The 13,736-nt window shown below is 60.5% G+C and carries 12 protein-coding genes and 1 pseudogene; 9 read left to right on the top strand and 4 right to left on the bottom strand.

Annotation, left to right across the window (positions count from 1 at the left end; all coding sequences use genetic code 11):
* The first annotated feature begins 182 nt into the window (after positions 1-182).
* Positions 183-1,520: an ISNCY-like element ISMesp3 family transposase gene (locus tag X744_RS150325; RefSeq protein WP_023760734.1), complete on the top strand. Its 1,338-nt coding sequence runs from the start codon at positions 183-185 to the stop codon at positions 1,518-1,520.
* A gap of 268 nt (positions 1,521-1,788) precedes the next feature.
* On the opposite strand, the gene X744_RS150330 is transcribed toward X744_RS150325, so the two are convergent.
* Positions 1,789-2,646, bottom strand: coding sequence for an alpha/beta hydrolase (locus X744_RS150330; RefSeq protein ID WP_023760733.1), 858 nt, complete (start codon positions 2,644-2,646; stop codon positions 1,789-1,791).
* A gap of 152 nt (positions 2,647-2,798) precedes the next feature.
* Between X744_RS150330 and X744_RS150335 the strand changes: the two genes are divergently transcribed.
* Positions 2,799-3,227 (top strand): MarR family transcriptional regulator, encoded by a 429-nt coding sequence (locus X744_RS150335; protein WP_023760732.1) that lies wholly within the window; start codon positions 2,799-2,801, stop codon positions 3,225-3,227.
* A gap of 113 nt (positions 3,228-3,340) precedes the next feature.
* On the opposite strand, the gene X744_RS150340 is transcribed toward X744_RS150335, so the two are convergent.
* The gene (locus X744_RS150340; RefSeq protein ID WP_023760731.1) at positions 3,341-5,347 is read right to left on the bottom strand and encodes an EAL domain-containing protein; all 2,007 of its coding nucleotides are present in this window, start codon (positions 5,345-5,347) and stop codon (positions 3,341-3,343) included.
* A 293-nt stretch (positions 5,348-5,640) separates the two neighbouring features.
* Here X744_RS150340 and X744_RS150345 point away from each other — a divergent pair, with 293 nt between their 5' ends.
* The 7 genes and pseudogenes from X744_RS150345 (at position 5,641) to X744_RS150370 (ending at position 11,787) form a co-directional block, all read left to right on the top strand.
* Positions 5,641-6,675 (top strand): class I SAM-dependent methyltransferase, encoded by a 1,035-nt coding sequence (locus tag X744_RS150345; RefSeq protein ID WP_023760730.1) that lies wholly within the window; start codon positions 5,641-5,643, stop codon positions 6,673-6,675.
* Between the two features lie 264 nt (positions 6,676-6,939).
* Positions 6,940-7,581: a 50S ribosomal protein L25/general stress protein Ctc gene (locus tag X744_RS150350; protein WP_023760729.1), complete on the top strand. Its 642-nt coding sequence runs from the start codon at positions 6,940-6,942 to the stop codon at positions 7,579-7,581.
* 23 nt (positions 7,582-7,604) lie between these two features.
* Positions 7,605-8,330 carry an aminoacyl-tRNA hydrolase gene (gene pth / locus X744_RS150355; RefSeq protein ID WP_023760728.1) on the top strand — a complete coding sequence of 242 codons (726 nt, stop codon included), beginning with the start codon at positions 7,605-7,607 and terminating at the stop codon, positions 8,328-8,330.
* A gap of 90 nt (positions 8,331-8,420) precedes the next feature.
* Positions 8,421-9,524: a redox-regulated ATPase YchF gene (gene ychF / locus X744_RS150360; protein ID WP_023760727.1), complete on the top strand. Its 1,104-nt coding sequence runs from the start codon at positions 8,421-8,423 to the stop codon at positions 9,522-9,524.
* A gap of 223 nt (positions 9,525-9,747) precedes the next feature.
* Positions 9,748-10,722 (top strand): magnesium/cobalt transporter CorA, encoded by a 975-nt coding sequence (gene corA, locus X744_RS150365; protein ID WP_023760726.1) that lies wholly within the window; start codon positions 9,748-9,750, stop codon positions 10,720-10,722.
* A 107-nt stretch (positions 10,723-10,829) separates the two neighbouring features.
* Positions 10,830-11,317, top strand: a pseudogene (locus X744_RS01000000169985) (MaoC family dehydratase).
* Positions 11,314-11,787 (top strand): MaoC family dehydratase, encoded by a 474-nt coding sequence (locus X744_RS150370; protein ID WP_023760725.1) that lies wholly within the window; start codon positions 11,314-11,316, stop codon positions 11,785-11,787. The pseudogene X744_RS01000000169985 and the gene X744_RS150370 overlap by 4 nt, the downstream one beginning before the upstream one ends.
* 103 nt (positions 11,788-11,890) lie before the next feature.
* On the opposite strand, the gene X744_RS150375 is transcribed toward X744_RS150370, so the two are convergent.
* Both X744_RS150375 and X744_RS150380 read right to left on the bottom strand, forming a co-directional pair.
* Entirely contained in the window at positions 11,891-12,436 is a 546-nt protein-coding gene (locus X744_RS150375; RefSeq protein WP_023760724.1) for an adenine phosphoribosyltransferase, read from the bottom strand.
* A gap of 9 nt (positions 12,437-12,445) precedes the next feature.
* Positions 12,446-13,591, bottom strand: coding sequence for an alpha-hydroxy acid oxidase (locus X744_RS150380; RefSeq protein ID WP_023760723.1), 1,146 nt, complete (start codon positions 13,589-13,591; stop codon positions 12,446-12,448).
* Positions 13,592-13,736: the final 145 nt, after the last annotated feature.

Below are 13,736 nucleotides of genomic sequence, written 5' to 3'. Positions count from 1 at the left end.
CGCTCTTCCGATCTAAGCTCATGATCAACCGGACCCTGGAAACTAGTCTAGTTTCCGTCCACAAACGGCAAATAATTGATTTTGTTGAGTGAATCGTAGCTTTGCATGAGCAAGGCCCGGCGGTTTCAGGTATCTTGGCTCATGCCACTGAGTCCAAAACCCTGCCACCGCCGGAGCCGACAATGCGCCAAGAACGCACCGTCCAAGCCAGCATATTCGATGTTTTCGCCACGCACGAGATCGGCCACGAACTGAAGGCGATGTCGCAATGGCTGGACGAGCATTGCGATCTGCTTGGCCTGGTGGCCGGAGATCTGGTTCGGGTCGGCGTCAAAGCCACCGGACGGCAGGGCCTGCCGGCCGAAGCGGTGTTGCGCTGCGCGATCCTCAAGCAGTACCGGCAACTGAGCTACCAGGAGCTGGCGTTCCATCTCGAGGACTCCGCCTCGTTTCGCGCCTTTGCCCGCCTGCCATGGTCGTGGAGCCCACAGAAGTCGGTGCTGCAAAGGACGATCAGCGCGATCCTGCCCGAGACATGGGAATCGATCAATCGGACGCTGCTGTCGAGCGCTCAGCAGGCGAAGCTTGAAGACGGCGCGGTCGTGCGGCTGGACAGCACCGTGACTTCGGCACTCATGCACGAGCCGAGCGACAGCAGCCTGCTTTGGGATGCAGTGCGGGTCATGGTGCGCCTGCTGAAGCGGGCCGATACCTTGGTCGGCGGCGCCGGCTCATGGCGCGATCATTGCCGTGCAGCCAAGAAGCGCGCCCGCAAGATCCAGTTCACGCGCGGTCGACCGAATCGGGTCCAACTCTACCGCGAGCTGATCGCAATCACCTGCGCGACCTTGGCCTATCTGAAGCAGGCGAGCGAGCGATTGGCCATGGCGAGCACACCGGCCATCGCACTGTGGCAGCTCCAGGTCCATCACTATGAGCCGTTGGTCGAGCGCATCATCAGACAGAGCGAGCGACGGGTGTTGGCCGACGAGCCGGTGCCTGCCGGCGAGAAGTTGGTCAGCCTGTTCGAACCACATGCAGATATCATCGTCAAAGGCAGCCGCAATACCGAGTACGGCCACAAACTCAACCTGACCACTGGCAGGAGCGGCATGATCCTCGATCTGGTGATCGAAGCAGGCAATCCGGCCGACAGCGAGCGGCTGCTGCCGATGCTGGAGCGCCACATCGCCTTCTACGGCAAAGCGCCGCGGCAAGCGGCGGCCGATGGCGGCTTCGCCACTCGCGACAACCTGGCCACAGCGAAGGCGTGGGGCGTCTCCGACATGGCCTTCCACAAGAAGGCCGGGCTCAGGATCGAGGACATGGTCAGAAGCAAGTGGGTCTATCGCAAGCTACGCAACTTCCGCGCCGGCATCGAAGCCGGAATATCGTGCTTGAAGCGCGCTTACGGCTTGGCACGCTGTACCTGGCGTGGCCTCGATCACTTCAAGACCTACGTCTGGTCCTCGGCCGTGGCCTACAATCTCGTCCTGTTCACACGCCTCAAACCGAACTGACATCACAGTATCGCCGCTGCCGTCGTGCCGATCAGTGACCGGGCTCCGTGGTGCGCGCCGCGACCGGCCCATGATCCCCATTTGTCAACACCGGCGCTCTTGATCCCTGTCCATGCCGTTCAACGGCTTCACTGGACGAGGTTAAGTGCTTGCAAAAGCTGCAAAATAGGCGCGTTTATGGACGGAAACTAGNGTTCAACGGCTTCACTGGACGAGGTTAAGTGCTTGCAAAAGCTGCAAAATAGGCGCGTTTATGGACGGAAACTAGCTAGGCCTTGAAGAAGGCCAGCAGGTCGGCGTTGATGACGTCGGCATGGGTCGTGGCCATGCCGTGTGGGAAGCCCTTGTAGACCTTGAGCTCGCCTTTCTTGACCAGCTTGATCGTCAACAGCGCCGAGTCGGCTATTGGGACGATCTGGTCGTCGTCACCGTGCATGACCAGAACCGGCACGTCGATCTTCTTCAGGTCTTCGGTGAAGTCGGTCTCCGAGAAGGCCTTGATGCAATCATAATGCGCCTTGGTACCGCCCATCATGCCCTGGCGCCACCAATTGTCGATGATCCCCTGCGAGATTTCCGCGCCCGGACGGTTGAAGCCGTAGAACGGACCTGCCGGGACATCGCGGAAGAACTGGGCGCGGTTGGCCGCCTGGGCGGAGCGGAAGCCGTCGAAGACCTCGATCGGCAGGCCGCCGGGATTGGCCGCGGTCTTGAGCATGATCGGCGGCACCGCGCCGATCAGCACCGCCTTGGCGACACGGCCGCCCGAGCCGTATTGAGCGACATAGCGCGCCACCTCACCGCCACCGGTCGAATGGCCGACATGGATGGCGTCCTTGAGATCCAGATGGGCGGCGAGTTCCGCGACATCGGCGGCGTACGTATCCATCTCGTTGCCGACGTCCGTCTGGGTCGAGCGGCCGTGCCCACGCCGATCATGGGCAACGACCCTGTAGCCTTGTGACAGGAAGAACAGCATCTGGGCGTCCCAGTCATCGCTGCTCAATGGCCAGCCATGATGGAAGACGATCGGTTGCCCGGTCCCCCAGTCCTTGTAATAAATTTGCGTTCCGTCCTTGGTAGTGATCGTGCCGCTGCCGGAGCTGGGCTTGGGTTGCGAAGTCATCTCAATCTCCGTTCTGTTGATTTCGCGATATACAATATCGCGATAACTATGTAGCTATCGCAGTTCGAAAACCTTGTCCATAAAAATGTATATCGCGATATCGTTTTTCGTGGTATAGAACCGACTGCCGTACCGGCAGAAGGAAATGCGCCGTGCCTCTCCCGTTGGACAATCAACTCTGTTTCACGCTCTATGCCACCAGCATGGCGATCAATCGCACCTATAAGCCGATGCTGGACCAGATGGGCATCACTTATCCGCAATATCTGGTTCTGAACGCGCTTGGAGAGACCGATGGCATGTCGGTTGGCACGGTCGCCCGCCGGCTTGCCCTGGAATCGAGCACCGTCACGCCGCTGGTGAAGCGGATGGAGCAGGCTGGACTGGTGACCCGCCAGCGCAGCCAGACCGACGAGCGCCAGGTGCAGGTCGATCTGACCGCCGCTGGTCGCACACTGCTTGTCCAGTGCAACTGCCTCAACGAGACCTTGATCGAGCGCTCAGGCATGACTCTGGCACAGCTTGATGCGCTGAACCGGCAGATCAGGGCACTGCGCGCCGCGTTGAGCGGCGACCACTAAGCCACACCCCTTGCGTGCCCGCCTGGCTCTGCCATTGGTCGATAGCAATCAGCGCGGCCCTTGAGCCATGGCGGCCAAAGGCAGCTAAGCCAAACCTCGGAGAGCAGGCGCAATCATGCCGATTTAAGCACGGTGAATGGGCGTTTGCGGATGGTCCGCTTTGGCTGGTAACTGACGGCGGGAGCGGGACGGCCGACATGAAAGCCTTGGACCTTGTCTATGCCGAATTCGCGCATGAGGGCCATCTGTTCGTCGGTTTCCACCCCTTCGACCAGGATTTTGTGGCCGCGATTCCGCACCAGAGTGATAATGTCCTGGAGCATTGCCTTGCCGTTCGGGGCGCTGCAGTCGTGCAGGAACGAGCGATCGATCTTTACCGTATCGAAATCGATCAGGCGGAGCCACGAAAGGCCCGCGAAGCCCGTCCCGAAATCGTCAAGCCATATCTTGATCCCCAGCAGCTTCAGGTCGCTGATGCAGCGAAGAATGTCCGAATGCATCTCCATCTCCAGCCCTTCGGTGATCTCGAAGGCCAGCCTGCTTCCGGAGACGCCGGTCTCGCCCAGAATGGTCGCTACCGACGTTGCAAAGCCAGGTGTCTTGAGCTGGATCGGAGAGACGTTGACACTGACGACGCGGACGTAATCGTCCGCCAGGAGCTCGGCGCACACCGTTCTTATTGCCCAGCGCCCGAGTTCTAGGATCGCGCCGGTTCGTTCCGCGACGGGAATGAACAGGCTCGGCGGAACCGATGTGCCGTCCAGCATTTTGAGGCGCATCAGAGCCTCTACGGCCTCGACTCGGTCCGTTTTGACATCCTGGATAGGCTGGTAAACGAGTGAAACGAGGTTCTGGCCGATAGCGATTTTCAGCAAAGCCGCAATGTTCTCGCTCTCGTCGCTGCTCTGGGGATCGGTCGGGTCGAACAGCCGGGCACAGTTTCGGCCACCGGCTTTTGCCAGATAGAGCGCGCGATCAGCCTCGTGGATGATCTTCTCCAGCTTGGCGCCGGTCTGCGTTCTGGTGAATGCAGCGCCAACGCTCACAGTCACGATCGAAACGCCGTCGCGCCGCAGCTCGTGGGTAAGCGCCAGGTTCTCCACCGTGCTGCAAATGGCTTCCGCGATCTCCAGGATCTGCTCTTTGTTCTCCACCCGAGCCAGGATAATGAACTCTTCACCGCCGTAGCGGCCGATGGAGCCATTGTACCGCCTGATCATTTCGCTAAGAGCATTGGCGACATGGATCAGGCAGCGGTCGCCTTCCTGATGGCCGTAACAATCATTGAACTTCTTGAAGAAGTCCACGTCGATGAGGATCGCCCCAAAACTGGTGCCAACCTTTTGCCAGTCGTTCCAGTAGTCCCTTAGCTTCTCGTCGATCGCCCGCCGGTTCTCCAGGCCTGTAAGCGGATCGGTCCGCGACAGTCTCAGCAGGGCCTTACCGCGTTCGGTCGCCTCGTTGTGCTGGATCTTCGCTTCCAGGGCGTTCAGGAAGACGTTGTAGCGCTCTTCATTCAGTTTCCAGTTGACATATGAGGTAAACGTGAAGCAAGAGATATAGAAAGTTCCGAATACCATCTTGTATATTAGCGTCGAAGGCACGAAATAATTTACCACGTACAGTATACACAATATTATTGTGGAAGTTACTATCGAAAGTTTGAAATTGAACGTGAAGAAAAGATTGGCGCTCATCATGAAGATGGTGCCGAAGACCATATAGTAAGAGACGCTTTCTTTGTCCGCACCAAAAACTGCAGGGCACAGCCAACCGACATAGCCAAAGATGATGGCTCCGGCGCAAGTGACGTCAAGCCATTCCGTTGCTACCTCCCGGCGAAGCTGCGCTTCCAGGATCAAAAGCGCAGTCAATCCGACCGCGAAGCGCGCAGTGATCGTGTATGCAGCCACATCGGGGATCAGCAGCAGATCCGTTGCAGAAAACAAGAGATAGATGACAACGGCCATCCAAAGCCCTGGCCGGGCTTCCCCTCTTCGCGTCGCATGAGCTTCCGTACGGTAGAGGGCGCGGAGCTCGTCGGTCCCCAGTTCATAGCGCGGTTCGTACGGCTCCGCATGAACAGTATCGGCCAATGCGGATGACGCGTGATCGTTCATCACAGCAAACCCCGTTTGAAGGGGATTTTCGGCTCCGAACTCATTTCTAGTTTCTGCCCTCACGCAGGCCGACTCCCTGGACGCGACAGCGATTGCGACGCCACGCGTACAAATGCAATCGCGCAGGACAAGTTTCCGTTAACTCGAAACCCGAATCCGGCCCGGAAGAAGTGCAATGATTAAAGATGGTTAGCGGGAAATTAATCATAACGCTAAAATGCGCCCGGCCCATCATTGGCAAATGGAGCATTCTACGCAATAAGTTAACTGACTGTTAACTATGGAGCGTTGGTGTGCAAACCGTTCTTGATGGAAAAAGCCTGATTACTGCCGAGATGCTCGCCGGAAGTCTGCCTCGGGGAAGACCCGAGGATCACGGCGAAGTCTTCGAAACCGCTCGTGCAGAGCTTGCACTCATTCTCCATGCGACCCATCAGCAAATCGAACAAGGAAAGGACCCCGCCGAGGTCATTCGTAGTCTGATGTCGCACCTCAACGCGACACGTGCCAAAGTTCATCCCGACGTTTGGCAAGCATTGATACCGGTGGTGCAGAACCATCCGGTCCTGGAGTATTTTCTCGAGGATCCGCTTACGCGGTGGTCTTTCAGCAAGCCCAGAGGTTATGCTGGTGATGCGGAGTTGCTCGACTACATCTATTGTGATCCGCACGTGGCCGAGAGCGTGGCAAACGCCTCGGAGATCGGCAAGGCGCTCTATACCCATACCCAGGACGTCCCGTCTTGCGTCGCTGCACGGGAACGACGTGACCTATTGACCCGCTATGTCGATGAGATCGCGGCCAAGAACGGACCGGAAACCGAGATCCTGGCGATCGCGGCCGGGCATTTGCGGGAGGCCAATCGCTCGGTCGCCCTGGCGGAAGGACGTCTCAAGCGTTGGGTTGCGCTCGACCAGGATCCACAGAGCGTTGGGTTGATCGCACGTGACTTCCAGGGCACCGCGATCGAGGCGGTCGACGGGTCGGTGCGGACCGTGCTCACGAGGGGCCACAGGCTGGGCAAGTTCGACTTCATCTACGCCTCCGGCCTTTACGACTACCTCCAGCACAACGTCGCCGTAAAACTCACGAAGACCTGCCTGCAGATGTTGAAGCCGAACGGGACATTTCTCTTCGCGAACTACGCCGAGGACAATCCTGACGCCGGCTACCGGGAGACCTTCATGGACTGGGTGTTGCTGCTGCGATCGGAGGTCGACATGTGGAACATCGTCAATGCCAGCGTCGACCGCAACGCCGTCAACGCGCAGGTGTTCTTTGGCGAGAACCGCAACGTGCTCTATGCCGTCATCGAAAAGCGGGGATAATCACCGCCCCGAACTGCGCGCCGGCGGACGTGCCTTTGGCTGACGTGCCTTTGGCTTGCACCTCCGGCCGCCTTCCGCTATAGAGCCGCCACCCGCGTAGACACCCTTGGAGGCAACGCGGCGGAAGGCCGCCTTCCCGCATGATCCCGAAAAGTGGATTCCGGTTTTCGGACCAGGTCATGCATGGGTATGTCGGCTTTCGACGTTTACGGCCAGGCAGGTTGCCAATCGTAAGCGCTCCAGAACAAACCGAAAGGAAATGCCATGAGCCACGACACTTACGAGCTCAAGGCCGAAGCACGCGAACAGGTCGGTAAGGGGTCCGCCCGTGCAGTTCGCCGCAACGGTAAAGTGCCTGCAGTAATCTATGGTGACAAGCAGCCTCCCCTGGCTATCGCACTCACCTACAAGGACATCTATTACAAGATCCATGGCGGCGGGTTTTTGACCACGATCGCCACGATCGATGTCGACGGCAAGAAGATCCAGGTCCTGCCGAAGGACTTCCAGCTCGACCCGGTCAAGGATTTCCCTGTCCATGTCGACTTCCTGCGCATCGGCAAGGACACCCAGGTCAATGTCGACGTGCCTGTCCATTTCATCAATGAGGACAGGTCGCCCGGCATCAAGCGCGGCGGCGTGCTCAACATCGTGCGTCACGAAGTCGAGTTCCACTGCCCGGCCAATGCGATCCCGGAATTCATCACCATCGATCTCACCGGCGCCAACATTGGCGACTCGATCCACATCTCGTCGGTCAAGCTGCCGGCTGGTGTGAAGCCCGTGATCTCCGACCGCGACTTCACCATCGCGACCATTGCCGGTTCGTCGGCGATGAAGCCGGAGGCGGAAGAGACGACTGAAGTGGCTGCACCCGAAGCGGCTCCCGCCGCCGAAGAGAAGTAACTCTTTCCCGCTCGGAGCAGACGATGCTTGTCTTTGCAGGCCTCGGCAATCCGGGCGCGAAATATGCCAACAACCGCCACAATGTCGGTTTCATGGCGGCGGACGCAATCGCCCGCCGCCATTCCTTTTCGCCCTGGTCGAAGAAATTCCAGGGCCTGATTTCAGAAGGCACGCTCGGCGGCGAAAAGATCGTCCTGATCAAGCCGCAGACCTTCATGAACCTGTCCGGCCAGTCGGTCGGCGAAGCGCTGCGCTTCTACAAGCTCGAGCTGTCCGCACTCACCGTCTTCTATGACGAGATCGATCTTGCCGAAGGCAAGCTGCGCATCAAGACCGGCGGCGGCGCCGGCGGCCATAACGGCATCCGCTCGATCGACGGCCATGTCGGCAACGCCTACCGCCGCGTGCGCATCGGCGTCGGTCACCCCGGCGTCAAGGAAATGGTCCAGCACCATGTGCTCGGCGATTTCGACAAGGTCGACCGCGAATGGCTCGAACCGCTGCTCGACGCAATCGCCGAGAACGCCGCCATGATCGCCAAGGGCGACGACTCCGGCTTCATGAACAAGGTCAGCCTCGCCGTCCAGGGCAAGGCCGGCGCGGAACCGGAAAAGCCGGCGCGGAAGCAGCAGGACTCCAAACACCAGAGCCACATTCGCCAGGCACGCCCGCAACAGGCCCCCGCCAAACTGCCTGAGACCGGCCCGATGGCCGCCATGCTGAAGAAGCTGTTCGGCGGCAAGGACTGAGCGGGATCGGCGCCACAGGGCTTGACGTTGATCACCCCTATCGCCCATAGCCCTGATCAAATTTCTATTTCCCTATAGGACCAGACAAAAATGGGTTTCAAATGCGGCATCGTTGGCTTGCCCAACGTCGGCAAGTCGACGCTTTTCAACGCGTTGACCAGGACGGCGGCGGCGCAGGCCGCCAACTATCCGTTCTGCACCATCGAACCGAACACCGGCGAGGTAGCGGTGCCCGATCCGCGCCTGCAGAAGATCGCGGCCATCGGCAAGTCGAAGGAGATCATCCCGACCCGCATCTCCTTCGTCGACATTGCCGGCCTGGTGCGCGGCGCCTCGAAAGGCGAAGGGCTGGGCAACCAGTTCCTCGCCAACATCCGCGAGGTCGACGCCATCGTGCATGTGCTGCGCTGCTTCGAGGATGACGACATCACCCATGTCGAAGGCCGCATCGACCCTGTTGCCGACGCCGAGACGGTCGAAACCGAGCTGATGCTCGCCGACCTCGACAGCCTCGAGCGCCGCATCGTGCAATTCCGCAAGCGCGCCGGCAGCAAAGACAAGGAAGCGACCACCGTGCTGCCGATGATGGAGGCAGCGCTCGAACTGCTGCAAGCCGGCAAGCCGACCCGCATCCTGCTTAAGGGCATCTCGGCGGAAGACCTGCGCATCCTGCAGGGGCTGAACCTTCTGACCTCGCACCCCGTGCTCTACGTCTGCAATGTCGCCGAGGCAGATGCCGCCACCGGCAACGAGCACACCAGCGCCGTGGAAAAGATGGCTGCCGCGCAGGGCGCGGGCACCGTGGTGATCTCGGCGGCGATCGAGGCGGAAGTCGCCCAGCTCTCCGACGAGGAAGAGATGGAATTTCTGTCCTCGCTGGGCCTCGACGAACCCGGCCTGAACAAGGTCATCCGCGCCGGCTACGATCTGTTGCATCTGATCACCTATTTCACCGTCGGGCCGAAGGAGACGCGCGCCTGGACCATCCACAAGGGCGACAAGGCCCCTCAGGCGGCCGGTGTCATCCACACCGATTTCGAGCGCGGCTTCATCCGCGCCCAGACCATCGCCTACAATGATTTCATCACGCTTGGCGGCGAAGTGGCGGCCAAGGAAGCCGGCAAGGCGCGTGACGAAGGCAAGGAATACGTGGTCCAGGACGGCGACATCCTGCTGTTCAAGTTCAACACCTGACGCCTCAAGCGGCCGGGTATCCAAAACATCCCGGCGAGCTTTTTTCTCGACGAGTTCTTCCGAGCGGCCGACGCCCATCCGCCGGGCAGCCGCTTGTCTTGATTTTGTCATGCCACAGGTCTAAGCGGCAGGCGCGAGGTCGGCGCTGGCGCCGAGAACCGTGCAATCCGACACGACGCGTCAATCCGAACGCACCCTTTAATCCAGCAAGGGAGACCCGGCGATGATCAAGGCCTTCGTCGTGGACAATGACCGCCTGCGCGCCGTCGATGAACTCTTGGCAAACAGCGACAATGTCGTCTGGGCCGATCTGCTTAACCCGACCAAGGAAGAGGAAGCGGCGATCGAGGCGTGGCTCGGCGTCGCCATTCCGACGCGCGAGGAGATGGAGGAGATCGAGATTTCGAGCCGCCTCTATGTCGAGGATGGCGCCTACTTCATGACCGCCACCCTGCCCGCCCAGACCGAAATCGACGATCCCCTGATGTCGCCTGTCACCTTCGTGCTGGCCGGCACCAGGCTGATCACCGTGCGCTACCACGAACCGAAGGCCTTCAAGACCTTTCCGCAGCGCGCCGAGAAGGTGGCGACCGGCTGCACCAGCGGCGACACCATCCTGATCGGGCTGCTGGAGGCGATCGTCGACCGTCTCGCCGATATTCTGGAACGCGCCGGCCGCGACATCGAAGTAATCTCGCGCGACATCTTCGAGGCGCGGTCGACCAAGGTCTCCAAGCGCAACCGCGACTTCCAGGAGCTTTTGAAAGCGATCGGCCGCAAGGAGGACATCGCCTCCTCGATCCGCGACAGCCTGATCTCGCTGCAGCGCCTGGCCGGCTTTTTCGCCCATGCCTCGACCCGCACCAAGATGAGCAAGGACACCAAGGCGCGCATCAAGACGCTGTCCCGCGACGTGCTGTCGCTCGCCGACCACGCCACCTTCCTGTCGCAGAAGATTTCCTTCCTGCTCGACGCGACGCTTGGCATGATCTCGATCGAGCAGAACGCCATCATCAAGATCTTCTCGGTTGCCGCCGTCATCTTCCTGCCGCCGACGCTGGTCGCCTCGATCTACGGCATGAACTTCGACGTCATCCCCGAGCTCAAATGGGAACTGGGCTATCCCTTCGCGATTGCCATGATGGTGTTGTCGGCGATCCTGCCGTTCTGGTATTTCCGGCGCCGCGGTTGGCTCTGATCCGCCCGCCAAAGGCCATGCAGCCACGACTTGGCGCTATAGAAATCTCTTGACCAAATGTGCTGCGGCCTGCATCCGGAAACCCTTCGTCAGCCGGATTTCAGACCATGACTGCAAAAACAAAAACCTGGGCCTATGAGGATTTCGTCGAGGGTGCGTCGCTCGATCTCGGTAGCAAGCTGGTGAGCGCCGCCGAGATCGTCGAATTCGCTGGAGAATTCGACCCGCAGCCGATGCATCTCGACGAGGAAGCCGGCAAGGCCAGCATTCTGCGCGGGCTGGCCGCCTCGGGCTGGCACNGGGCTGGCACACCTGCGCCATGTTCATGCGCATGCTGTGCGATGCGTTCCTGCTGGACTCCACCTGCCAGGGCGCACCCGGTGTCGACCATGTCAAATGGAAGAAGCCGGTCCTGGCCGGCGACCAGCTCACCGGCACCCTAGTGGTTGTTGCCAAGCGCCTGTCGAAATCGAAGCCGCAACTCGGCTTCGTGACAATGCGCAGCGAGCTGTTCAACCAGCGTGGCGAAAGCGTCTTCGAGCTTGAGAATTCCGCCATGTTCCTCACGCGCGATGCCACGGGGAACCAAGCATGACACTGGACGATTTCTTCCGCATCGGCACCACCGTGACGCTCGGCTCGCACACATTCGAGCCTGAGGCGATCAAGGCGTTCGCACGCAAATACGACCCACAAATCTTCCATGTCGACGAGGACGCAGCCAAGAAGAGCGTGCTCGGCGGGCTCTGCGCATCCGGCTGGCACACGGCGGCAACCTGGATGAAACTCAATCTCGAAAACCGCATGGATGCCGAGATCGCGGCGTGGAGCGGCCCCGGTCCGGTGCCGGAATTCGGCCCTTCGCCCGGTTTCAAGAACCTGAAATGGCTGAAGCCGGTCTATGCCGGGCAAACCATCACCTTCACGCGCACGGCGCTGTCGCACCGCCCGATCGCCTCACGCCCCGGCTGGCGGCTGCTGGCCCTGCGATGTGAGGCTTTTGAGTCGACCGGCGACATGGTGCTGGAGTTCGAGAGCGCGGTGCTGGTGAAGACGGGTGAGTAGCCGGTTCGCGTAAGCGAATTCATCGTGCCAGCAGCACGATGAAAGGCCAACGAATGCTTCGAAGCGGCGGGGACCCGACCGGGCGGTCGTGATCAATCGCCTTTCAAACCCCTTCAAACCCAATCAGCGTCCGCACCGGCACGCCGAGCGCTTCGAGCTTGGCGCGGCCGCCCAGGTCCGGCAGGTCGATGACGAAGCAGGCGGCGAGGATATCCGCGCCGATCTGGCGCAGCAGCTTGACCGCCGCCTCAGCGGTGCCGCCGGTGGCGATCAGATCGTCGACCAGGATCACCTTCTCGCCGGGCGAAACGCCGTCCTTGTGCATCTCCATCTCGTCCAGACCGTATTCCAGGCTGTAGGCGACGCGCACCGTCTCGAAGGGCAGCTTGCCCTTCTTGCGGATCGGTACGAAACCCGCCGAGAGCTGATGAGCGACGGCGCCGCCGAGGATGAAGCCGCGCGCCTCGATGCCGGCGATCTTGTCGACCTTCTGGCCGGCATAAGGATGCACCAGCTCGTCGATGGCGCGGCGGAAGGCGCGCGCATTGCTGAGCAGCGTAGTGATGTCGCGAAACAGGATGCCGGGCTTGGGATAGTCCGGAATGGTGCGAATCGCGGCAAGCAGCGTGTCTTCTAGTGAGGATTTCATGTGTCGAGATTACCTGAAACGGAGGTTGTTGCGCGACAATTGTTCGATCGAACTGCAGCCCATCAGCTTCATGCCGCGTTCGATCTCGGCCCGCATCAGTTCTAGCGCCCGTTCGACGCCGGGCTGGCCGGCCGCTGCCAACGGGAACAGATAATAGCGGCCGACGCCTACGGCCTTGGCGCCGAGCGACAGCGCCTTCAGCACATGCGTGCCACGCTGCACACCGCCATCCATGATGACGTCGATCCTGTCTCCGACCGCATCGACAATCTCGGCAAGCTGGTCGAACGCCGCCCGCGAGCCATCCAGCTGCCGGCCGCCATGATTCGACAGCACAATACCGCTGCAGCCGATGTCGACGGCACGCCTGGCATCCTCCACCGACATGACGCCCTTGAGACAGAACGGCCCCGACCACAGCTTGACCATCTCGGCGACGTCGTCCCATGTCATCGACGGGTCGAGCATCTCGGTGAAGTAGCGGCTGATCGACATCGTGCCGCCACCCATGTCGACATGCTCGTCGAGTTGCGGCAGCTTGAACCCTTCATGGGTGAAATAGTTGATCGCCCAGGCCGGCTTGAGCGCGAACTGCAGCATCCCGGCCAGATTGAGCTTGAAGGGAATGGCGAAGCCGGTGCGCTTGTCGCGCTCGCGGTTTCCCCCGGTGATGCTGTCGACCGTCAGCATCATCACCTCGACGCCAACCGCCTTTGCCCGCTGCATCATCGCCCGATTGAGGCCGCGATCTCTATGGAAATAGAACTGATAGACCTGCGGGCTGCTGCTGATCCGGCGCGCTTCTTCAAGGCTGACGGTGCCAAGCGAGGAGACCCCGAACATCGTGCCATATTTGGCGGCGGCCTTGGCGACCGCGCGCTCGCCCTGATGGTGGAACAGCCGCTGCAAGGCGGTCGGCGAGCAATAGAACGGCATCGCCAGCTTCTGGCCCATGACCGTCACCGACATGTCAATCTCGCTCACCCCGCGCAAGACATTGGGAACCAGGTCGCAGGTGTCAAAGCTTTCAGTGTTGCGGCGGTAAGTGACCTCATCGTCCGCCGCGCCGTCGATGTAGTTGAAGATCGGTCCCGGCAGCCGCTGCTGCGCCATGCGGCGGAAATCGGAAAAGTTGTGACAGTCGCTGAGCCGCATCATCGAAATCCAAACACCATGCCGTCGACAATTCTTTTTTCAAAGATGCTGTGTGGCATACCACAGGGCGCCGTGCCAACGGACCTGTGCGACAAGAACGCACCTGACCACCAGATCGCCAACCCCCGTTCAGCAAAAAGGGCGC

The organism is Mesorhizobium sp. LNHC252B00 (assembly GCF_000502955.1).
Lineage (GTDB): Bacteria > Pseudomonadota > Alphaproteobacteria > Rhizobiales > Rhizobiaceae > Mesorhizobium.
This window is presented reverse-complemented; position numbering and strand designations above follow the sequence as displayed.